At 73.4% G+C, this 21,715-nt stretch carries 19 protein-coding genes; 8 read left to right on the top strand and 11 right to left on the bottom strand.

The window, feature by feature from the left end; all coding sequences use genetic code 11:
* Positions 1 to 11 precede the first annotated feature (11 nt).
* From rocD to AC3ANM_RS10510, 8 genes are all read right to left on the bottom strand, one after another.
* Positions 12 to 1,244 (bottom strand): ornithine--oxo-acid transaminase, encoded by a 1,233-nt coding sequence (rocD, locus tag AC3ANM_RS10545; protein ID WP_488284372.1) that lies wholly within the window; start codon positions 1,242 to 1,244, stop codon positions 12 to 14.
* Positions 1,222 to 2,175 carry a carbamate kinase gene (locus tag AC3ANM_RS10540; RefSeq protein WP_488284371.1) on the bottom strand — a complete coding sequence of 318 codons (954 nt, stop codon included), beginning with the start codon at positions 2,173 to 2,175 and terminating at the stop codon, positions 1,222 to 1,224. Before AC3ANM_RS10540 ends, rocD begins: the two co-directional genes overlap by 23 nt.
* Positions 2,176 to 3,405, bottom strand: a complete 1,230-nt coding sequence (locus AC3ANM_RS10535; RefSeq protein ID WP_488284370.1) for an arginine deiminase — start codon at positions 3,403 to 3,405, stop codon at positions 2,176 to 2,178. It lies immediately after the preceding gene.
* A complete protein-coding gene (locus AC3ANM_RS10530; protein WP_488284369.1) occupies positions 3,405 to 4,799 on the bottom strand; it encodes an APC family permease in 1,395 nt (464 codons plus the stop codon). The genes AC3ANM_RS10535 and AC3ANM_RS10530 overlap by 1 nt, the downstream gene beginning before the upstream one ends.
* Positions 4,800 to 4,952: 153 nt before the next feature.
* Positions 4,953 to 6,083, bottom strand: a complete 1,131-nt coding sequence (locus AC3ANM_RS10525; protein WP_488284368.1) for an acyltransferase family protein — start codon at positions 6,081 to 6,083, stop codon at positions 4,953 to 4,955.
* Between the two features lie 78 nt (positions 6,084 to 6,161).
* A complete protein-coding gene (locus AC3ANM_RS10520) occupies positions 6,162 to 7,295 on the bottom strand; it encodes an acyltransferase family protein (RefSeq protein ID WP_488284367.1) in 1,134 nt (377 codons plus the stop codon).
* A complete protein-coding gene (locus AC3ANM_RS10515) occupies positions 7,292 to 8,989 on the bottom strand; it encodes a metallophosphoesterase family protein (protein ID WP_488284366.1) in 1,698 nt (565 codons plus the stop codon). Before AC3ANM_RS10515 ends, AC3ANM_RS10520 begins: the two co-directional genes overlap by 4 nt.
* A gap of 161 nt (positions 8,990 to 9,150) precedes the next feature.
* Positions 9,151 to 9,705: a DUF6529 family protein gene (locus tag AC3ANM_RS10510; RefSeq protein ID WP_488284365.1), complete on the bottom strand. Its 555-nt coding sequence runs from the start codon at positions 9,703 to 9,705 to the stop codon at positions 9,151 to 9,153.
* 12 nt (positions 9,706 to 9,717) lie between these two features.
* Between AC3ANM_RS10510 and thpR the strand changes: the two genes are divergently transcribed.
* Together thpR and AC3ANM_RS10500 are read left to right on the top strand one after the other, a co-directional pair.
* Positions 9,718 to 10,455, top strand: a complete 738-nt coding sequence (thpR, locus tag AC3ANM_RS10505) for an RNA 2',3'-cyclic phosphodiesterase (RefSeq protein ID WP_488284364.1) — start codon at positions 9,718 to 9,720, stop codon at positions 10,453 to 10,455.
* A complete protein-coding gene (locus AC3ANM_RS10500; protein ID WP_488284363.1) occupies positions 10,452 to 11,744 on the top strand; it encodes an APC family permease in 1,293 nt (430 codons plus the stop codon). The genes thpR and AC3ANM_RS10500 overlap by 4 nt, the downstream gene beginning before the upstream one ends.
* Here the strand turns inward: AC3ANM_RS10500 and AC3ANM_RS10495 are convergent.
* The 3 genes from AC3ANM_RS10495 to AC3ANM_RS10485 are packed head-to-tail and all read right to left on the bottom strand — an operon-like array spanning position 11,686 to position 13,081.
* Positions 11,686 to 12,342 (bottom strand): DUF998 domain-containing protein, encoded by a 657-nt coding sequence (locus AC3ANM_RS10495; protein ID WP_488284362.1) that lies wholly within the window; start codon positions 12,340 to 12,342, stop codon positions 11,686 to 11,688. The genes AC3ANM_RS10500 and AC3ANM_RS10495 overlap by 59 nt on opposite strands.
* A gap of 6 nt (positions 12,343 to 12,348) precedes the next feature.
* Entirely contained in the window at positions 12,349 to 12,690 is a 342-nt protein-coding gene (locus AC3ANM_RS10490; protein ID WP_488284361.1) for a YciI family protein, read from the bottom strand.
* 52 nt (positions 12,691 to 12,742) lie between these two features.
* Positions 12,743 to 13,081 carry a cupin domain-containing protein gene (locus AC3ANM_RS10485; RefSeq protein ID WP_488284360.1) on the bottom strand — a complete coding sequence of 113 codons (339 nt, stop codon included), beginning with the start codon at positions 13,079 to 13,081 and terminating at the stop codon, positions 12,743 to 12,745.
* Between the two features lie 124 nt (positions 13,082 to 13,205).
* On the opposite strand from AC3ANM_RS10485, the gene AC3ANM_RS10480 reads away from it, so the two are divergent.
* The 6 genes from AC3ANM_RS10480 to narI all read left to right on the top strand — a co-directional run bounded on the left by AC3ANM_RS10480 (position 13,206) and on the right by narI (position 21,662).
* Positions 13,206 to 13,595 carry a hemerythrin domain-containing protein gene (locus AC3ANM_RS10480; RefSeq protein ID WP_488284359.1) on the top strand — a complete coding sequence of 130 codons (390 nt, stop codon included), beginning with the start codon at positions 13,206 to 13,208 and terminating at the stop codon, positions 13,593 to 13,595.
* Between the two features lie 155 nt (positions 13,596 to 13,750).
* Positions 13,751 to 14,965: a nitrate/nitrite transporter gene (locus AC3ANM_RS10475; protein ID WP_488284358.1), complete on the top strand. Its 1,215-nt coding sequence runs from the start codon at positions 13,751 to 13,753 to the stop codon at positions 14,963 to 14,965.
* Between the two features lie 2 nt (positions 14,966 to 14,967).
* A complete protein-coding gene (locus AC3ANM_RS10470; protein ID WP_488287940.1) occupies positions 14,968 to 18,639 on the top strand; it encodes a nitrate reductase subunit alpha in 3,672 nt (1,223 codons plus the stop codon).
* On the top strand, positions 18,639 to 20,306 hold the full coding sequence (gene narH / locus AC3ANM_RS10465; protein WP_488284357.1) for a nitrate reductase subunit beta: 1,668 nt from the start codon (positions 18,639 to 18,641) through the stop codon (positions 20,304 to 20,306). Before AC3ANM_RS10470 ends, narH begins: the two co-directional genes overlap by 1 nt.
* A complete protein-coding gene (gene narJ / locus AC3ANM_RS10460; RefSeq protein WP_488284356.1) occupies positions 20,299 to 20,925 on the top strand; it encodes a nitrate reductase molybdenum cofactor assembly chaperone in 627 nt (208 codons plus the stop codon). Before narH ends, narJ begins: the two co-directional genes overlap by 8 nt.
* Entirely contained in the window at positions 20,922 to 21,662 is a 741-nt protein-coding gene (gene narI / locus AC3ANM_RS10455; RefSeq protein ID WP_488284355.1) for a respiratory nitrate reductase subunit gamma, read from the top strand. The genes narJ and narI overlap by 4 nt, the downstream gene beginning before the upstream one ends.
* Positions 21,663 to 21,715 lie beyond the last annotated feature (53 nt).

Here is a 21,715-nt window from a genome sequence, read left to right as displayed (position 1 = left end):
AAAGGGTGGGGTCAGGCGTGGGTGACGGCCTCGGTGAGCTGGTCGAGCATCCAGTCGAGGTCGTCGGCCTCGATGACGATCGGCGGGGCGAGCCGGATCGTCGAGCCGTGGGTGTCCTTGGCCAGGACGCCGCGGGACATCAGGCTCTCGCACAGCTCCCGGCCGGTCATCAGGTCCGGGTCGACGTCGATGCCGGCCCACAGCCCGACGGTGCGCACCGCGGTGACCCGGTCGCCGACGAGGGCGTCGAGCCGCTCGCGCAGCCGCTCCCCGAGCTCGGCCGCCCGCGCCTGGTACTCCCCGGTCTCGAGCAGCCCGACGACGGCGTGCCCGACGGCGCACGCGAGGGGGTTGCCGCCGAAGGTCGAGCCGTGGGTGCCGGGGGTGATGACACCGAGGACCTCCTGGCGGGCCACCAGCGCCGAGACCGGCACGATGCCGCCGCCGAGCGCCTTGCCGAGGACGTAGGCGTCGGGCACGACACCTTCGAGCTCGCAGGCGAACGTCGAGCCGGTGCGCCCCAGGCCGGACTGGATCTCGTCGGCCACGAGCAGCACGTCGGCCGCGGTGCACAGCTCGCGCACCTCGGCGAGGTAGCCCGGAGGCGGGATGTGGACCCCGGACTCGCCCTGCACCGGCTCGAGCAGCACCGCCACGGTGGTCTCGTCGATCGCGGCACCCAGGGCGGCGGCGTCGCCATACGGGACGATGCGGAAGCCGGGGGTGAACGGGCCGAAGCCGGCCCGGGCCACCGGGTCGGTGGAGAAGCTGACGATCGTCGTGGTGCGGCCGTGGAAGTTGCCCTCGGCGACGATGATCGTCGCCTGGTCCGGCGCGACCCCCTTGACGTCGTAGCCCCACTTGCGGCTGACCTTGATCGCCGTCTCGACGGCCTCGGCGCCGGTGTTCATCGGCAGGACGAGGTCCATCCCCGCCAGCGCGGCGAGGTCGCGGCAGAACGGGCCGAGCTGGTCGTGGTGGAACGCCCGGCTGGTCAGGGTGACCCGCTCGAGCTGCTCGCGGGCGGCGTCGAGCAGCACCGGGTGCCGGTGGCCGAAGTTCAGGGCGGAGTAGCCGGCCAGGCAGTCCAGGTAGCGCCGCCCGTCGACGTCGGTGACCCACGCCCCCTCGGCCTCGGCGATGACGACCGGCAGCGGGTAGTAGTTGTGCGCCGCGACCCGCTCGTCGAGGGCGATGTCGCGCGCGGTCAGCGAGACGGGGTCAGCCATAGGTCGCGAGGTCATCTGGTCCTCCGTAGTCGCCGCCGGGCGTCACGATGGTCCCAGCATCCCCGGCGATGATCGCCTGCGCATCCTCCAGCCGCCCGATCGCGGCCATGTCGCCGGTGAGCTCGACGAAACGGCACACCGCGTCGACCTTGGGACCCATCGAGCCCGCCGCGAACGACTCCCGGCGCAGCGCCCCCGGCGTGACCCGCAGGATCGGCGTCGCGTCGGGGGTGCCGAAGCTCCGCTCGACGTGCGGGACGTCGGTGAGGATGAGCAGCACGTCGGCCTCGAGCGCCTCGGCCAGGACGGCGGCGGTCAGGTCCTTGTCGACCACCGCCTCGACGCCGGCGAGCTTGCCCCTCTCGTTGCGGATGACCGGCACCCCACCCCCGCCGGCGCAGACGACGACGGCGCCGCTGCCCAGCAGCAGCCGGATCAGCCGGGTCTCGATGACCCGCTGCGGGGTGGGGGAGCCGACGACCCGCCGCCAGGCGTCCTCGCCGCCGTCCTGGTGCACCGTCCACCCGCGCGCGGCGGCCAGACGCTCGGCCTCGGCCCGGGGGTAGACCTCGCCGACGAACTTGGTCGGGTGGGCGAACGCCGGGTCGTGGGCCATCACCAGGGTCTGGTTGATGATGCTGGCGACCTGCCGTCCGGGCAGGGCGTTCTGCAGCGCCTGGAGCAGCCAGTAGCCGATCATCCCCTGGGTCTGGGCGCCCAGGACGTCGAACGGGTAGGGCGTGGTCAGGTGCGGGTCGGAGGCGCTCTGCATCGCCAGGACCCCGACCTGCGGGCCGTTGCCGTGGGTCAGCACGAGCTCGTGGTCGTGGGCCAGCGGCGCCAACGCGTGCACCGCACGGTCGACGTTGGCGACCTGGGTGGCGGCGTCCGGCTTCTCCCCGCGCCGCAGCAGCGCGTTGCCGCCGAGCGCCGCCACGATCCGCATCTAGATGCCGTCCCGGTCCACCGGGCAGGTCATGCACCGCGGTCCGCCGCGACCGCGGCCGAGCTCGCTGCCCTGGATCGTCACGACCTCCAGGCCGTTGCGGCGCAGGTGGGTGTTGCTGGTGACGTTGCGCTCGTAGGCGATGACCACGCCGGGGGTCACCGTCAGCACGTTGCACCCGTCGTCCCACTGCTCGCGCTCGGCGGCGCGCACGTCCTGGGTGGGGGTGAGCACCCGGATGTCGTCCAGCCCCAACGCGTTCGCGATGGCCCGGTGCATCTCCTCGGGCGGGTGGTCGGTCACCTTGAGCTCCTTGTCGGAGTCCCCGGGCTCGATCGTGTATGACGCGAGCATCCCCAGGCCGGCGTACTTCGTGAACGTGTGCTCGTCGACCATGGTCATCACCGTGTCGAGGTGCATGAACGCCCGGGCCTTGGGCAGCACCAGCGCCACGATCTGCGTCGCCGCACCGGCCGCGAACAGCTCGTGGGCGAGCCGCTCGACCGCCTGCGGGGTGGTCCGCTCGCTCATCCCGATGAGCACCGCGCCGCGGCCGATGACCAGGACGTCGCCGCCCTCCATCGTGGCCGGGCCGCCCTCCGTCCCGCCGGACCAGACGTGGAAGCCGGCATCACCGAACTCGGGGTGCCAGCGGTAGATCGCCTCGTAGTGCAGCGACTCGCGCTGCCGGGCCTTCTTGCTCATCGAGTTGATCGCCACGCCGTCGTAGACCCAGCAGGAGGTGTCGCGGGTGAACAGGTGGTTGGGCAGCGGCGCCAGCAGGAAGTCGTCGAGGTCCATGGCGTGGAAGGCCACCGACTTCGGCTCGTCCATGCGCTCGAGCGCCTCGCGCTTGGTGATGCCGCCGATGAGCATCTCGGTCAGGTCGTCGGCGTCCATCGCCTCGACCATGTCGCGCACGGGCTCCAGCGCCATCGGGCCGTACACCCGCTCGTCGAGCACGTGCCCCACGACGTGGTCGCGCGCCTCGGGGACGGCCATCGACTCGCGCAGCAGGTGGTCGAAGTAGACGACCTCGACGTCGAGCTCGCGCAGCGCCTCGGCGAAGCCGTCGTGCTCCTGCTTGGCGCGCTTGACCCACAGCACCTCGTCGAAGAGCAGGTCGTTCTTGTTGGTCGGCGTCAGCCGCTTCAGCTCCAGGTCGGGCCGGTGCAGGATGGCCCGGCGCAACCTTCCGACCTCGGAGCCGACGTAGTACCTGCTGCCCATCACTGCCTCCGGGGTTCGGTCATGTGCTGGCGTCGGGAGAGGTAGACCGGGACGCCCAGCAGGCCGGCAGCGCCGGCCATGAGGAACGGTCCCCAGACCACCCACCAGCTCCCGCCAGTGTTGCGCGAGTAGTAGATGAACGCGATCGAGAAGACCAGCGCCAGGGCGGCGACCACGAGGTCGCGCCACAACCGGGCGGGCTGGACCCGGTGGTCGTCGTGCCAGCGCCACTTCAGCTGGGCGAGCGCCGAGAAGGCGTAGGGCACGGCGGAGGTGATGCCGGTCATCAGCACGAGGGTGGTGAAGACGTCAGCCCCGGTGGTGCCCAGGTAGCTGACGACCGTCGCCGCGGAGGCCAGCGCGGTCGAGGCGACGATCCCGAAGGCCGGGACCCGGCGCCCGGACATCCGCCTGAACGATGCCGGGAAGAGCCCGTCGCGCGCGGCGGCCAGGGGCATCTCGGCGCAGATCATCGTCCAGCCGTTGAGGGCCCCGAGGCCGGAGATGATCACGGCGACCGCCACGAGGTTGCCCGCCCACGTGCCCCCGCCGGCCATCTGGTTGAACGCCACCGAGTAGGACGCCTGGTTCTCCGGCCTGGCCAGCTGGCTCGCCGGCAGGATCCCGAAGATCGCCGTCATGGACAGCAGGTAGACCACGGCGCTCGCCAGGGTGCCGAAGACCGTCGCGCGCGGGATGTTGCGCTCGGGGTTGCGGACCTTGCCGGCCGCGACGGCAGCGGTCTCGACGCCGAGGTAGCTGAACAGGCAGATGGCCATGGCCCCGCCGATGGCCGCCACGTTCGACTTCCCGCTGACGTTCCATGGCGTGAAGTTGGCGGTGTTGATGAAGAACAGGCCGGCGGTGGACATCACGAGCAGCGGCAGGAACTTCAGCACCGTGGTCACGACCTGGAAGGCGCCCATGTTGCGCACCCCGGTCAGGTTGACCGCGGCCGGGACCCACAGGCCCGCCAGGGCGATGACGATCGACCACCCGGTCACGCTGTCCTTGTTGACGAACTGCTCGACGTAGAAGACCCAGCCGACGACGATCGCGGCGTTGCCGGCCCAGGCGCTGATCCAGTACGACCACGCGTTCGCGAAGCCGACGCCGTTGCCGAACGCTGCGCGGGCGTAGCCGTAGGGGCCACCGTCCGCGGGCATCCGCCGGGACAGCGCGGCGAACAGCAGCGCCAGCGCCAGGGCGCCGACCGTGGTCAGCGCCATGGCGAACAGGCTGATCGGGCCGTAGGAGGCCAGCGAGTACGGGAGGCTGAAGATGCCGACCGCGATGATGCTGCCGATGATCAGCGCCGTCGACTGGGACAGGCCGAGAGCGCGCTCGGCCGGGGCGGTGGCGGGCCGCTGTCGGGGGACGGTGTCACGGGCCACAGGACCTCCCGGGGCGCTCGGCACCGGCCCACGCGAGGGCCGGTCCCACTGCGATGGTGCCGCGCCGGGTCGGCGCCCGGGGTGCCGAAGGTCCTCCCCGCGGCCGGTAGGAGGCCGCGGTCAGTTGGGAGGCGCGCGGTCGGTGGGTGCCGGTCAGAGGACGCGGCCGAGTCGGGTCCGTGCAGCCAGCAGCCAGCCGAGGGCGAAGCAGCCCAGCACCCCCACGACCAGCAGGAAGGCCGCCTTGGCCTCGGCGACCACCGGCACCGGCCGCAGCAGCACGGCCATCCCCACCAGCACCGGCCCCTGGATCAGGAAGGCGGCATAGGCACCGCGCGACGCCCGTTGCCACCGCACGCTGCGGGAGCGCAGGTGGCCCTGCGCCCACCCCAGCATGACGACCGGGCCGCAGACGGTCAGCGTCCCGCCGGCCACGGCCACCCCGGCCGCCGGCCAGCTCCACCCGCCGGCCAGCGCGTCGCGGACGCCGAGCTGGTCGGCGAGCAGGATGAGCGTCATGGTCGCCACCACGGCGACGGCCGCGACCCGCAGGCACCCCCGCTGTATGCCGGGTGGCACGGTGTCCAGCCAGCCGTGCCGGGAGGCGAGGATGCCCAGGCTGAACAGCGCGATGCACTCGGGCCACTGCCACAGGTGCAGGCCGCCGGGCTGGGCGCTGTCCAGCGGGAGGACCAGGCGCACGAGGAAGGTCGCCACGGCGACGAGCGCGCAGAGGACGACGAGCGTGCGGCCGGTGGGTGCGTGCGCGGCGGGACGGCGCGAGGGCGCACCCGCCCGCAGCCGCACCCAGCCGGCATACGCGGTGGAGAACATCAACAGCACGAGGAGGAACCACAGCGGCCCGGTGTCCAGGAACGGGTCGGCGCCGGCGAAGTCCTGCCACCACGAGAGGTGCTGCCCGCTGAGCCACCGGTCGAGGGCCCAGACCACCGTCGGCCACAGCACGAACGCGTAGACCGCCCACGGCACGCCCAGGCGCCAGGCCCGGTCGCGCAGGAACGCCGAGGTCCCCTTGCGCTCCAGAGAGCCCGGCGTGAACAGGCCGGAGACCAGGAACAGCAGGGCGATGAGGAAGAAGGCGACCGGGACGACGAGGACCAGCAGCACCGAGACCGTCAGCGAGGACAGGCTGGTCTCCCGGAAGTCCTGGTAGGGCCAGGAGAAGACGTCGGTGTAGCTGAGGACCGCGTGGCCGGCGATGATCCCGGCGACCAGCACGACCTTGAGGTTGTCCAGCGGGGCCGACCTCGGTGCAGCGCCCATGCTGCGATGGTGCGGCCGGCGGGGCGGCGGCGGTGGAGGCCAAGGTCCTTCGGGCGCCCCCGGGGGTGGGGACGACGGTCAGACCAAGCGGCCGAGGGCGGTGCGCCGGACCAGCAGGCTGCCGACGTCGAAGCAGGCCAGCACCCCTCCGACGGCGACGACCAGGGCCTTGACCTCGGCCGGAGCCGGCACCGGCCGAAGCAGCACCGCCAGCCCGACCAGCACCGGGCCCTGGAGCAGGTACGCCGCGTAGGCGCTGCGCCCGGCCCGCTGCCACATGGCCCCGGCGCCGCGCAGGTGCCGCTGCCCCACGGCCAGCAGCCAGATCGGCCCGCACACGGTGAGGGTGGCCTCCAGGGCGGCGACGCCGAGTGCGGGCAGGTTCCAGCCGCCGGCCAGGTCCGTGCCGGTGATCCGGTCCGGTCCCACCGCCACGACCAGGACGATCGCGGCGGCCGCGCCCGCGACGACCGCCCTGCCGGCTCCACGCCGGATGCCGGGCGGCACGGCCACCAGCCAACCGTGCCCGGAGGCGATGGTCCCCAGGGCGAACAGCCCGGCGCACTCGGGCCACTGCCACACCTGCAGCCCGGCGACCTGGGTGGTGTCCAGGGCGAGGCGGAGCCGGACGAGGAACGTGGCGGCGGCGACCCCTGCCACGAGCAGCGCCACCGTGCGGCCGGCCGGCGCGGTGCCGCGCCGTGCGCGCGGTGAGGCGGCGGCGGTGCCCCACCACACGGCATACCCGGTGGAGAACAGCAGCAGGACCGGCAGGAACCACAACGGGCCCGTGTCCAGGGGCGGGACGAGGCGGCGCATGTCCTGCCACCACGTCGCCGTCGAGCCGCGCAGGCCGCGGTCGAGCCAGTGCAGCATCGTCGGCTGGAGCAGGAGGGCGAAGGCCGCCCACGGGACGCCGAGGCGCAGCACGCGGTCGCGCAGGAAGCGGCGGGTGCCCTTGCGCTGCAACGAGTCCGGGGTCAACAGGCCGGAGATGAGGAAGAGCAGGGCGATGAGGAAGACGGCGAACGGCCCGACGACGGCCAGCACGACGACCTGGGTCGTGTCGGCGAGGGAGGTCTCGCGGTAGTCCTGGTAGGTCCAGCCGAACTCGCCGCTGTAGCTCAGGATGCCGTGGCCGGCGACGATCCCGGCGACGAGCAGCGTCCTGAGGTTGTCCAGGTACGGCCACCGCGCCGGGGCGGTGCTCATGGTCGGACCATGGGCAGCGGGCGGGTGCTCCCGGACGTGGTCGGGGTGGGCGCAGCCGGAGCCGGGGCGGACGGGCCCAGGGTGGTGGTGGGGCCCGGCGTCGTGGAGTCGGGTGACGACGTCGACGGCGACGACGTGCTGCCCCCGGCGACGACCGGGATCGAGGTGGTGAAGACGCCGTCGGTGTCGCGGCAGACCCGCCCGGTCGGCGGGTCCTTCTCGATGGTGCGCCCGTTGATGACCGTCACGTCGTCGTAGGCCGGGCGGCCCTCGATCAGGTTGCGGTAGGTGTAGCGCACCAGGGAGGTCAGGTCGCAGCCCTGGCCGAACACCGCGACGTCGAACGCGTAGGGCTGACCGGTCAGCTCGCCGTCGGTGCCCTCGGCGATCAGGTGGCTGACGGTGCCTCCGCCGGTGAACGTCCCGACGCCGATCCTGTTGCCCTCCAGCTCGTCGGAGTGCATGTGCCCGTTGACGAGGACACCAGCGTCCTTGACGCCCTTGACGGCCGAGGGCTCGTGCGAGACGACGATGTCGGGCACGTCGCGCCCGGCGAACGTGCGGTTGAACGCGTCCACCGACGGCTGCTGCTTCCCGGCGTTGTTGCGGTTGTCGTCACCGAACCAGCGCGGGTCGTTGAAGCCGGCGACCTGGACCCCGTTGACGGTGGCCTCGGTGAACGACTGTCCGTCGGGCTGGAGCAGGATCACGTTGGGGATCCTCCCCAGCCGGCGCAGGATGGCGTCGTCGGTGCGGCTGTTGGCGTCGTGGTTGCCCCGCACGAAGATGTACGGCACGCCGAGCTGGGCGATCGAGCGGAACAGGCCACCGGCCTCGGCCTCGGCGACGCTGCCGAAGTTCGTCAGGTCGCCGCTGTCGATGACGGCGTTGACCTGCTCGTCCTTGATGACCTGCGCCATCACCGGGTACTGGTTCGCCCCGTGGATGTCGGACACGAGCAGGAACCGGGCGGCCGCCGGCTCGCTCACGGCCTGTGGCGCGAACTTCTCCTGGAGCGCCTGGCTGAGCGCGAGGAGGTTCTGGATGTAGGGCGTCGCCTGGTTGGCCCGCGCCTCGACGTCCCCGAGCAGCCCGGCGTTGCGGCGCAGGGTGCCGAGCAGGCCGCTGGCCCGGAAGCTGGCGAGGTGATCCGGCTGGTAGGTGTCCCACATCCCGAGGCCCGTGCCGCCGACGGCGACGACCACGGCGACTCCGGTGGCGGTGAGCTGCCGCCAGGACGGGCGTCGGCGGCGGCCGACGGTCACCAGGGCGACGGTGACCAGGCCGACGCCCAGCGCCCCGGCGCCGAAGCGCAGGCTGACCCCGGTCACGGCCGCCCCGACCGCCGAGCTGATCTCGGCGCTGGACGGCCGCAGCGACCGGATCGACACGCTGCGCTCGTCGAAGACGTCGGTGATGTTCTCCTTCACCTCGATGGTGGCGTCGACGCCCGGAGCCGGCAGCGCGCTGCGGAACTCCAGGTCGATGTCGCCGAAGGAGGTCGGGCCGTGCAGCGTCGAGGTGAGGGTGGGCAGCCCGGACAGGCGGACGGCGGCCCGGTAGTGGTTGGTGGCCACCATGGTCGGGAAGAGGCTCGTGGTGGCCACGCCGCCGGCGTAGCAGGCCGCGGTCAGCCCCAGCACGGCCAGCACCCGGGGGGCCCAGCGGCGCAGGCGCGGGCCGGCCCACCGCACACCGGCCCACCGCGCGCCGGCCGCCTGCCGCCGCGCCGGGCCCCGCGCTGCACGAGTCGTCCGGCTGCGCCCCATGCCCTCACTCTGCCAAATGGCGCGGGCGGCCACGATGCGACCATCCATGGGAGACCCGGTCGGGCCGGCACGGCGCGTCGGCCGGGCTAGTACGTCGGGCCGCCGGGCAGCCCCACCGTGGTGAGGAACCACACCGCCGAGCTGAGCACCGCCACGACCAGCGCGGTGAAGGTGAGTCCGCCGAGGACCGGCAGCGCCCAGCGCGGCATCCGGCTGTGCAGAGTGAGGACCTTGGCGAGGAACGCCCCGTAGAACGTGCACCCGGCCAGGGAGTGGAGCAGGACGCGTGGCTGGTCGTACTGGAAGCCCAGCGCCCACAGGCAGTGCCACGCCACGGGCAGGCTGACCAGCACCGCCGTGGCGCCGGTGACCCGGTGCATCGTCCCCAGCCACGAGGGCGCCGGCCCGGAGCCGAGGTGGCCGAAGAGCCGCAGCGCCGAGACGAGCTGGACCAGCGCCAGGACGCCCGCCACCGAGCCGAGCCAGACCTTCATGGAGACCAGGTCCGGGAAGCCCAGCGTGGTGATCGGCTCGAACGTCGGCTGGTGGAGCCGGCCGTAGACCCCCAGCCCCACGGCGAGGGCCGCGCCGAGGCCCAGCGTCCCGGCGATGCGGGCGGGGCTGGCCTTCGTGCTGCTCATGGCTCCTCCACGGTGACGAGGACGTCCCGCCGCCACCGTGCGCCCGGCCGTGGTGGGGGCGCCACCGTCATCGGGACGACCCCGCACCCGGCACGGGTGCGCCCCGGCCGGTATGCCGTGCCACGGGTGCCGCCGGCCCGGCATACCGGTGGGGGTGGCTGGCAGCATGGGGACGTGCGGATGTTCGCCGCGGTCGTGCCCCCGGAGGCCGTGCTGGAGGACCTCGAGGCCTTCCTCGAGCCCCGGCGCGAGGCCGGTCCCGCGCTGCGCTGGACCGACCGGGCGCAGTGGCACCTGACCGTGGCGTTCATGCCGGCGGTGCCCGAGCGGGTGCTCGACGACCTGCTGGAGCGGATGGGTCGCGCGGCGGCGCGGCGGACGCCGTTCACGGTCACGCTCGCCGGGGCCGGCGCGTTCCCGAACCCGGCGCGGGCCAGGGTGCTGTGGGCCGGTGTCGCCGACCTCGAGCCCGGGGTCGAGCTGCACCGCCTGGCGGTCGGCGCGCGGGCCGCCGGCGCCAAGGCGGGGGCCGAGGTCGAGGGCGCGCGCTTCCACCCGCACCTGACCCTGGCGCGGGCCGGGCGGCCGGTGGAGGCCACGCGGTGGCTGCGGGTGCTGGAGGCCTACCGTGGCCCGTCGTGGACCGCCACCGAGCTGACGCTGATCGAGTCGCACCTGGGGGAGGGGCCGCGCCGGCGTCCCCGCTACGAGGTGGTCCGGACGTTCCCGCTGGGCGGCCCGCAGCGGTGACCGCGCGACCGGCCCTGGCCCGACGCCTCGGCACCACCGACGCCGTCGTGATCGGGCTCGGCTCGATGATCGGCGCGGGGGTCTTCGCGGCGTTCGCCCCGGCGGCGCGGGCGGCGGGCTCGTGGTTGCTGCTGGGCCTGGCACTCGCGGCCGTGGTCGCCTGGTGCAACGCCACGGCCTCGGCGCAGCTGGCCGCGACCTACCCGACCTCCGGCGGCACCTACGTCTACGGCCGGGAGCGGCTCGGGCCGTGGTGGGGGTTCCTTGCCGGGTGGGGGTTCGTCATCGGCAAGACCGCCAGCTGCGCGGCGATGGCGCTGACGTTCGCGGCCTACGTCGCGCCCGGCCCGTGGCAGCGTCCCGTCGGCGCCCTGGCGGTCGTGGCGCTCGCGGCGGTGAACTACCACGGCGTCACCCGCACCGCCCGGCTCACGCGGGTCATCGTCACGGTCGTGCTGCTGGTGCTCGGCGTCGCCGTGGCCGCCTGCCTGCTCGGGGGCGCCGCCCGGACCAGCCACCTCACGTCGCCGTATGGCGGGTCGACCGGTGGTGCCTACGGCACCCTCCAGGCGGCCGGGCTGCTGTTCTTCGCCTTCGCCGGCTACGCGCGCATCGCGACGCTGGGGGAGGAGGTGCGTGACCCGTCGCGGACCATCCCGCGTGCCGTCCTGCTGGCCCTGTCAGGCGCGGTCGCCGTCTACGCCGTCGTCGCCGTCAGCCTGCTGCTCGTCCTCGGCCCGGCCAGGCTGGCCGCCTCCGGCGCCCCGGTCGCGGCGGCCGTGGGGGCCGGGTCGTGGGGCTGGGCCGTCCCGCTCGTGAGGGTCGGGGGCGCTCTCGCCTCCCTCGGCGCCCTGCTCGCGCTCATCGCCGGGCTGGGCCGCACGTCCCTGGCGATGGCCCGCGAGCGGGACCTGCCGGCCTGGCTGGCGGCCGTCCACCCGCGCTACCGGGTGCCGCACCGGGCGGAGGTCGCCATCGCAGCGGTGGTCGTGGCCCTGGTGCTCACCGTCGACCTGCGCGGGGCGATCGGCTTCTCCTCCTTCGGCGTGCTGACCTACTACCTCGTCGCCAACCTCGCGGCGTGGACGCAGCCGGCCGCACAGCGCCGGTTCCCCCGCTGGCTGCAGGTCCTCGGGGCGACGGGGTGTGTCGCACTCGCCCTCACCCTCCCGGCGACGGCGGTGCTCGCCGGCGCGCTCATGTTCGCGGTCGGCGTCGGCTACCGGCTGCTCACGCGAGCGGCCCGGCCCCGGCGCGCCGGTCGCGCCGGTCCGCCCATCGGCAGCTGAGGACCACCACCAGCGGCCAGAGGGCCTGGCTGCCGGCGGCCACGCGCTCGGCCCGGCCGACCTGGGCCCCGCCCGCGCGCATCTCGGCCAGCAGCCAGGCCACCATGGCCAGGAGCACCACCGTCGCCACCACGGAGACGGAGCGACGCAGGGCGACCGCGGCCGGCCGCGTCGGGGGGGCCGCCATGGCCGGCCACACCGCCAGGGCGGCGAACGCAGTGGACGCGGCCAGCGTGTGCAGCGCCGACGTGCCCGTCCGCGAGGGCAGCGGGAGGGCGGCGACGAGCAGCGTCGTGGCCCCCGCGAGGGCCAGGGCCAGGCGCCCCGGGGCCGTCGCCGGGCGCAGGGCGAGCGCGGTCGTCATGTGCGCGAGGCCGACCCCGAGCAGGGCGGCGGTCATCACGACCCGGTGCGGGACCCCCACGGCGGCCAGTGCGCTGATCGTCTCGCGCACGGGGTCGAACCCCGTGGGCTGCAGGGCCTGCGCCACGCTCCAGCCGCCGACCAGCAGCACCGGCGCGGCGATCGAGGAGACCAGGCCCCACCACGGCACGCGGCGCGAGCGCCCGAGGCGGCTGCGGCGACCGGGGTCGGGCACGGCGCCTCAGCCCCCCAGCCGGACCGGCTGCCCCGGCCGGGTCATCGAACCCGCCGGGCACCACCACGTCATCACCTCGACGACCAGGCGGCCGGCCCGCACCGCGGGGTCGGCCTCGGCGAGCTCACGGGCGCGCTCGAGCGACCCCGTGGCGAAGAAGGTGAGGCCGCGCAGCGACTCGTCCGGCTGGTCCAGGACGGGGCCGTTGGTGACCACGTGCCCGGCCTCGCGCAGGGAGGCGAGGTAGGCGAGGTGGTCGGCCTGGATGCGCTCCAGGGTCGCGTCGTCGTAGGGCGTCGCGTTCGCGGGGCGCCGCAGCAGGACCAGCTCGTATGCCTCCAGGACCATGCCGGGACCGTATCCGTGCCTCCGGGGCTGCACATCGCCCGGGCCGGCTCGCTCAGGCGCTGCGGACCTTCGCGGCGGTGAGCAGGAAGGCGGCATCCGTGAGCGCCTCGACGGCGTGGACCTCCGTCGGCAGGACGAGCAGCTCACCCTCCTTGGCGTCCCCGGCCCCCGATGCGGTGGAGACGCGCAGCCGACCCCGCAGGACGAGCATCGTCGCCTCGCCGGGGCTCTCGTGCTCGGCGAGGCGGCTGCCCTCGCGCATGGCGATGACCGTCTGCGTCAGGGTCGACGTCGGCCCGCCGTAGAGCATCCGGGCGGTCCGTCCGTTGGCTGCCTGCGAGGCAGCCTCACCCAGCTCGCTGACCTGCTGGTCGAGGTTGGTGGTGTCCATCGCTGGTCTTCCCTTCGCCGCGCCGGTGCCATCGGTGTCAACGGATGATTCTCGTCCCGCCCACACGGTTTCGCGTGATGATGGCGTCATGTGCTCCTACTGCGGGTGCCGAAGCATCACCGTGATGGGGCGGTTCATGGCCGAGCACGACGACATCGTCAACCTCACCGGCGAGCTGCGGCGCGCGGTGCACCGCGGTGACCCCGAGGAGGTCCGCGCCGCCGTGGAGAAGGTCCGCGCCGCGCTGGGTCCCCACACGGGCAGCGAGGAGCGCTCGCTGTTCGCGCAGATGCGCAAGGACCCCGAGTTCACCGACCACATCGACGCCCTCTGCCGGGAGCACGAGCTGCTCGAGGCGTACCTGACGCGGATCGAGGCGGGCGACCACACGGCATACCCGCTCTTCGAGGGCCTGGTGCGCCACCACATCGACCGGGAGGACAACGGCCTCTTCCCGGCCGCCGCCATCGCGCTGGACGGGCCCGACTGGGAGTGGGTCACCGAGCACGCCTGAGCCGCACAGCTGGGGACCAACGGCGCCAACGCTGATGACCATGGTCCCCGGACTTCCCATCCGGCCTGCGCGACCGTACGGATCGGGCCATGATCGGCGTGGGGACCCTCCCTCTTCGGGCACGGCTGAGACCGCCACGGCGAAGGGATACGGCGATGGTCGAGGAGAAGACGCGCACGCGGATGCTCGCGCTGGCCACGGTGGGTTTCCTGGTCTGCTTCTGGGCCTGGGCGCTGATCAGCCCGCTGGCCCCCGCGTACGCCAAGGAGCTCGGCCTGAGCGCCGTGCAGCAGTCGCTGCTCGTCGCGGTGCCGGTCGTCGTCGGGTCGCTGGGCCGGATCCCGGTCGGGGCGCTCACCGACCGCCTCGGTGCCCGCACGATGTTCCCCGCCGTCGCGGTGCTGACCATCGCGCCGGTGCTCTTCGTCGGCCTGGCCGGCAGCAGCTACCCGGCCCTCCTCGTCGGCGGGTTCTTCCTCGGCATCGGCGGCACGGCCTTCGCCGTGGGCGTCCCGTTCGTCAACGCGTGGTTCCCGCCGGAGCGCCGCGGCACGGCGATCGGCATCTTCGGCGCCGGCATGGGCGGCACGGCCGTCTCGGCCTTCACCACCGTGGCCATCGCCGACCGGTGGGGTCGCGCGGCGCCGTTCATCCTGGTCGCGGTGGTCCTCGCGGTGTATGCCGTGACGGCCCGCCTCCTGCTGCGCGACGTCCCGGGCCGGGTGCCCGCGACGGGGTCGTTCGTGACCCGGGCGTGGACGACGTTCAAGCGCCCGGTGACGCTCAAGCTCTCCCTGCTCTACGCGATCGGCTTCGGCGGGTTCGTGGCGTTCAGCGTCTACCTGCCGACCTACCTGGTGAACGCCTTCGGGCTGACGCGCGGCGACGCCGCCCTGCGCACCGCCGGCTTCGTCGTCCTCGCCGTCGGGATGCGCCCGGTCGGCGGCTGGCTCTCGGACAAGTGGCACCCCGTGCCGGTCCTGACTGCCTGCTTCCTCGGGATCGCGGCGCTGGCCGGCCTGGCCTCCCTCGAGCTGGCCCTCATCCCGATGGGGACCGTCGCGTTCCTGGGCCTGGCCGCCTTCCTCGGCGGCGCCTCGGGTGCGGTGTTCGCGCTGGTGGCCCGCCTCGTGGAGCCGCCCCAGGTGGGGGCGGTGACCGGCATCGTCGGCGCCGCCGGCGGCCTCGGCGGCTTCATCCCGCCGCTGGTCATGGGCGTGATCTACAGCAACAGCCACGACTACAGCCTCGGCCTCGCGCTGCTGGCCCTGGTCAGCCTGGGCACGGCCGCGTTCAGCTGGCGCGCGTTCGGTGCCGGCCGGACCCGGCCGCGCGGAGCCGCAGCGGCGACGGGAGGAGCCCCCTCGTGACGATGGACGGTGAGCTGACCGAGGCGCTCCTGCGCACCCGCCGCTTCTTCCGCCCCGCCGAGGTCTCACCGGACCTGCGCACCCTGCACCGGACCGGCGGGCGTGACGCCGACACGTTCTACCGGGACCGCTGGAGCCACGACAAGGTCGTCCGCTCCACGCACGGCGTCAACTGCACCGGCTCCTGCTCGTGGAAGGTCTACGTCAAGGACGGGATCATCACGTGGGAGTCGCAGCAGACCGACTACCCCTCGATCGGCGGCGACCGCCCCGAGTACGAGCCCCGCGGGTGCCCCCGCGGGGCCGCGTTCTCCTGGTACACCTACTCGCCCACCCGGGTGCGCTACCCCTACGTGCGCGGGGTGCTGCTGGAGATGTACCGCGAGGCCCGCGACCGCCTCGGCGACCCCGTCGCCGCGTGGGCGGAGGTGACCGGGGACCCGGTGAGGGCCGCGCGATACAAGGCCGCCCGGGGCAAGGGCGGCCTCGTGCGGGCCAGCTGGGACGAGGCGCTGGAGATCATCGCCGCCGCGCACGTGCACACGATCAAGGCGTTCGGCCCCGACCGGGTGGCCGGCTTCTCCCCGATCCCGGCGATGTCGATGGTCTCCCACGCGGCCGGCTGCCGATTCGTCTCGCTCATCGGCGGCACGATGCTGTCCTTCTACGACTGGTACGCCGACCTGCCGGTGGCCTCGCCGCAGGTCTTCGGCGACCAGACGGACGTGCCGGAGTCGGCGGACTGGTGGGACGCGGGATACCTCGTCATGTGGGGCTCCAACGTCCCGGTGACCCGCACGCCGGACGCGCACTTCATGACCGAGGCGCGCTACCGCGGGCAGAAGGTCGTCGTGGTCTCCCCGGACTACGCTGACAACACCAAGTTCGCCGACGAGTGGCTCGCGCCGCACCCGGGCACCGACGGCGCGCTGGCCATGGCGATGGGGCACGTCATCCTGCGCGAGTTCTTCGTCGAACGGACCACGCCGGCGTTCGACGCCTACGTCAAGCGCTACACCGACCTGCCGTTCCTGGTCACGCTCGAGGAACGCGACGGGGCCTGGGTGCCGGGCAAGTTCGTCACCGCCGACCAGGTCGGCGACACCTCCGAGAACGCCTCTTCCAAGACGGTCCTGCTCGACGGCGCGACCGGGGAACCGGTGGTGCCCAACGGCTCGCTCGGCTTCCGTTACGGGGAGCAGGGCGCCGGCCGCTGGAACCTCGACCTCGGCGACGTCGACCCGCTGCTGAGCCTCCACGGCTCCCGGGCCGTGGACGCCGACGTGGCCGAGGTGCTGCTGCCGCGCTTCGACGAGCCCGACGGCAGCGCCGGCGTGGTGCGCCGCGGGGTGCCGACCCGTCGGGTGGGCGGCCGCACCGTCACCACCGTCTTCGACCTGCTGCTGGCGCAGTACGGCGTGGGTCGTGAGGGCCTGCCGGGCACCTGGCCGGGTTGCTACGACGACGCCGACGAGCCGTGCACGCCGGCGTGGCAGGAGCAGCTCACGTCCGTGCCGGCGTCCGCCGCCGCCCGGATCGCCCGCGAGTTCGCCCGCAACGCCGAGGAGTCCGGCGGCCGCTCGATGATCCTCATGGGCGCCGGGACCAACCACTGGTTCCACTCCGACACGATCTACCGCGCCTTCCTCACCCTCACGACGCTGACCGGCTGCCAGGGCGTCAACGGCGGCGGCTGGGCCCACTACGTCGGGCAGGAGAAGGTGCGCCCGGTCACCGGGCACGCCCAGCTCGCGTTCGGCCTGGATTGGACCCGCCCGCCACGGCAGATGATCGGGACTGCCTTCTTCTACCTGCACACCTCCCAGTGGCGGTATGACGCGTTCCCGGCGGACACGCTCGCCTCGCCCCTGGCGCGGGGCGCGTTCGGGGGCCGCAGCACCGCCGACCTGCTGGCCCTGTCGGCCCGTCTGGGCTGGATGCCGTCCTACCCCACGTTCGACCGCAACCCGCTCGACCTCGTGGACCAGGCGCGGGCCGCGGGAGCCGACCCCGCGGCATACGTGGTGGAGCAGCTGCGCTTCGGCGACCTGCGCTTCGCCGCCGAGGACCCGGACGGGGCGGGCAACGCCCCCAAGGTGCTGACGGTGTGGCGCTCCAACCTGCTCGGCAGCTCGGCCAAGGGCAACGAGTACTTCCTCAAGCACCTGCTGGGCACGGACGCGTCGGTGTTCGCCCACGAGGCGCCGGAGGGGCAGCGGCCCCAGGACGTGCTCTGGCGCGACGACGCCCACGACGGCAAGCTCGACCTGCTGCTCACGCTCGACTTCCGGATGACGTCCACGACGCTGTTCTCCGACGTCGTGCTGCCGGCGGCCACGTGGTACGAGAAGCACGACCTGTCGAGCACGGACATGCACCCGTTCGTGCACTCGTTCAACCCCGCGATCGCCCCGCCGTGGCAGACCCGCACCGACTTCGAGGCGTTCCACGGCATCGCCGAGGCGTTCAGCGCGCTGGCCGCCCGGCACCTGGGCACCCGCGAGGACCTCGTGGCCGTGCCGCTGCTGCACGACACCCCCGACGAGATGGGCAACCCCGGCGGCCACGTGCGCGACTGGCGGGCCGGGGAGTGCGAGCCCGTGCCGGGGGTGACGATGCCGAAGCTGGTGGTGGTCGAGCGCGACTACGCCGCGGTCGCGGCGAAGATGAAGGCGCTCGGGCCGCTGACCGACCGGCTCGGCATGACGACCAAGGGCGTGACGTTCAGCCCCGACGCCGAGGTCGCCTGGCTGGGTGAGCACAACGGCCGGGTCCACGGCGGCGTCGCCGACGGCCGGCCCTCGCTGGCCACCGACAAGCAGGCGTGCGAGGCGATCCTGGCCCTGTCCGGCACGACGAACGGGCGGCTGGCCACCCAGGGCTTCGAGCGGCTCGAGGCGCGCACCGGCACCCGGCTGGCCGACCTGTCCGCCGACCACGGCGGCTCACGGATCACCTTCGCCGACACCCAGTCCCGCCCCGTGCCGGTCATCACCAGCCCGGAGTGGTCCGGCAGCGAGCACGGCGGCCGCCGCTACTCGCCGTTCGTCATCAACACCGAGCGGCTCAAGCCCTGGCACACCCTCACCGGCCGGATGCACTTCTTCCTCGACCACGACTGGATGCACGAGATGGGCGAGGCGCTGCCGGTCTTCCGCCCGCCGCTGGACATGCACCAGCTGTTCGGGGAGCCCCGGCTCGGGCACGACGGAGGCGCCGAGCTGACCGTGCGCTACCTGACCCCGCACTCGAAGTGGTCGATCCACTCCGAGTACCAGGACAACCTGCTGATGCTCAGCCTGTCCCGCGGCGGGCCGACGATCTGGATGAGCGCGAGCGACGCCGACCTGATCGGGGTCGCCGACAACGACTGGATCGAGGCGGTCAACCGCAACGGCGTCGTCGTGGCGCGCGCGGTGGTCTCCAGCCGGATGCCGGCCGGGACCGTGTACATGTACCACGCCCAGGACCGGGTCATCGACGTCCCGCGGGCCGAGGCCAGCGGGAAGCGGGGCGGCATCCACAACTCGGCCACCCGGCTGCTGGTCAAGCCCAGCCACCTGATCGGCGGCTACGCCCAGCTGTCCTTCGCGTTCAACTACCTCGGGCCGACGGGCAACCAGCGCGACGAGGTCACCGTCATCCGCCGCCGGTCCCAGGAGGTGCAGTACTGATGCGCGTCATGGCCCAGATGGCGATGGTGATGAACCTCGACAAGTGCATCGGCTGCCACACCTGCAGCGTCACCTGCAAGCAGGCCTGGACCAACCGCTCGGGCGTGGAGTACGTCTGGTGGAACAACGTGGAGACCCGCCCCGGGCAGGGCTTCCCGCGCACGTGGGAGGACCAGGACCGGTGGAAGGGCGGCTGGGAGCTCGGCCCGCGCGGCCGCCTCCGGCTGCGCACCGGCAGCCGGCTGAAGCGGCTGCTGACGATCTTCTCCAGCCCGACGATGCCCTCGATCGGGGACTACTACGAGCCGTGGACCTACGACTACGACACGCTGCTGTCCTCGCCGCTGCAGGAGCACACGCCGGTCGCGCGGCCGCACTCGCTGATCAGCGGCAAGCCCATGAAGATCAGCTGGAGCGCCAACTGGGACGACGACCTCGGCGGGGCGCCGGCGCTGACCCGTGACGACCCGGTGCTGAAGAAGGTCAGCGAGAAGGTCCGCAGCGACCTCGAGCAGACGTTCATGTTCTACCTGCCGCGGATCTGCGAGCACTGCCTCAACCCGGCGTGCGCGGCCTCCTGCCCCTCGGGTGCCATCTACAAGCGCAGCGAGGACGGCATCGTCCTCGTCGACCAGGACCGCTGCCGCGGCTGGCGCCAGTGCGTCACCGGCTGCCCCTACAAGAAGGTCTACTTCAACCACCGCACCGGCAAGGCCGAGAAGTGCACGATGTGCTTCCCCCGGCTCGAGGTCGGCCTGCCGACCGTGTGCTCCGAGACGTGCGTCGGCCGGCTGCGCTACCTCGGGCTGGTCCTGTATGACGCGGACCGGGTCCTCCAGGCGGCCTCCGTCGAGGACGAGCACGAGCTCTTGGCCGCCCAGCGCTCGTGCTTCCTGGACCCCCACGACCCGGAGGTCATCCACGCGGCCGAGCAGGCCGGCATCCCGCACGACTGGGTGCAGGCGGCCCAGCGCTCCCCGGTCTGGGCGCTGGTCAACCGCTTCGAGGTGGCCCTGCCGCTGCATCCGGAGTACCGCACGATGCCGATGGTCTGGTACATCCCGCCGCTGTCGCCGGTGGTCGACGTGGTCAAGGAGACCGGGGTCGACGCCGAGGACGCCGACACGCTCTTCGCCGCCATCGACGCGCTGCGCATCCCGGTGGAGTACCTCGCCGAGCTGTTCACGGCCGGTGACCCGGCCCCGGTGACCCGGGTGCTGCAGCGGCTGGCCGCGATGCGCTCCTACATGCGCGACATCAACTTCGGTCGCGACCCGCGCGAGGAGATCGCCACCGCCGTGGGCATGCGTGGCGAGGACGTCTACGACATGTACCGCCTGCTGGCGCTGGCGAAGTACGAGGAGCGCTACGTCATCCCGGCCGCGCACGCCGAGCAGGCCCACCAGCTGGAGGAGCTGGCCTGCAGCCTGGACTACGAGGGCGGACCGGGCATGGGCGGCTCCGGCCCGTTCGGCGAGGGCTCGGGCGGGCAGGCCCAGCCGGTCGCCGTGGAGACCTTCCACGCCCTGAAGCAGCGGCAGACCGCCGACCGCCCGACCGACCCGGAGGACAAGGCCCGGCGGGTCAACCTGCTCAACTGGGACGGCAGCGGCCGCCCCGAGGGGTTGTTCCCCCCGCGCGGCGAGGAGGGGGAGCACCGTGGGTGACACCGGACCGGACGCCCGCTGCTACCTGGTGGCCTCGCGCCTGCTGGCCTACCCCGACGCCGACCTGCTGGCCGCGCTGCCCGCGCTGGAGGCCGCGGCCGGGAGCCTGCCCACGGCATACCGGGAGCGGCTGCTGCCGCTGGTCGCGCACCTGCGCGACGTCCCGCTGGTCGAGGCGCAGGCGGCCTACGTCGCGACGTTCGACCTGCGCCGCCGCTGCTGCCCCTACCTGACCTACTACGCCTACGGCGACACCCGGAAGCGCGGGATGGCGCTGCTGGCGTTCAAGCACGCCTACCGCCGGGCCGGCGTCGAGCTCGACGGGGGCGAGCTGCCGGACCACCTCGAGGTGGTGCTCGAGTTCGCCGGCTCGGTCGACCCGGCGGCCGGGCGGCAGCTGCTGCTGGACCACCGCGCCGGGCTGGAGCTGCTCGGGCTGGCGCTGCGCGAGGCCGGTTCCCCGTATGCCGGTGCCGTCGCCGCGGTCTCGGCCACGCTGCCGCCGCTGCGCGGCGACGAGCGCGAGGCGATCCGGCGCCTGGTCGCGCAGGGGCCGCCCGGGGAGGACGTGGGGCTCGAACCGTTCGCGCCGCCGGACCGGATGGGGGCGCGCGCATGACCAGCACCGTGGACGTCCTGCTCTGGGTGGTGTGGCCCTACGTGTGCCTGGCGGTCTTCGTCGTCGGGCACTGGTGGCGCTACCGCTACGACAAGTTCGGCTGGACCACCCGCTCGTCCCAGCTCTACGAGGCCCGCCTGCTGCGGTGGGGCAGCCCGCTGTTCCACTTCGGCCTGCTCTTCGTCCTCGGCGGCCACGTCATGGGCCTGGGCATCCCGAAGTCCTGGACCGAGTCCGTCGGCATCTCCGAGGGCGTCTACCACCTCCTCGCCGTGAGCATCGGCGCCGTCGCCGGCGTCTGCACCGTGGTCGGGATGGCGATCCTCATCTACCGCCGCCGGACGGTCGGGCCGGTGTTCAGCGCCACGACGCGGATGGACAAGGCGATGTATGCCGTGCTGGCCACCGTGATCCTGCTCGGCCTGGCCAACACGGTGCTGGGCAACGTCGTCAGCCACTACGACTACCGCGAGGGCGTCTCGGTCTGGTTCCGCGGCATCTTCCGGTTCTCCCTGCACCCCGGGCTGATGGCGGACGCCCCGCTGACCTTCCAGCTGCACGGGCTGGTGGCGTTCGGGCTGTTCGCGCTGTGGCCGTTCACCCGCCTGGTGCACGTGTTCAGCGCGCCGGTGGGCTACCTGTGGCGGCCCTACGTGGTCTACCGGAGCAAGCCCGAGGGCCGGCTCGGGGCCCGTGCCGCCCGGCGGGGCTGGGACCGCGCCGACATCGGCAAGTAGGCCCGCGACGCGGGAAGGGGCCCTCCCGATGCCCGGGAGGGCCCCTCTTCATG

The sequence above is a fragment of the Oryzihumus sp. JJN4-3R genome, from assembly GCF_057747915.1.
Note: the sequence above shows the minus strand (reverse complement) of the source record. Positions and strands in the feature narration are given on the sequence as shown.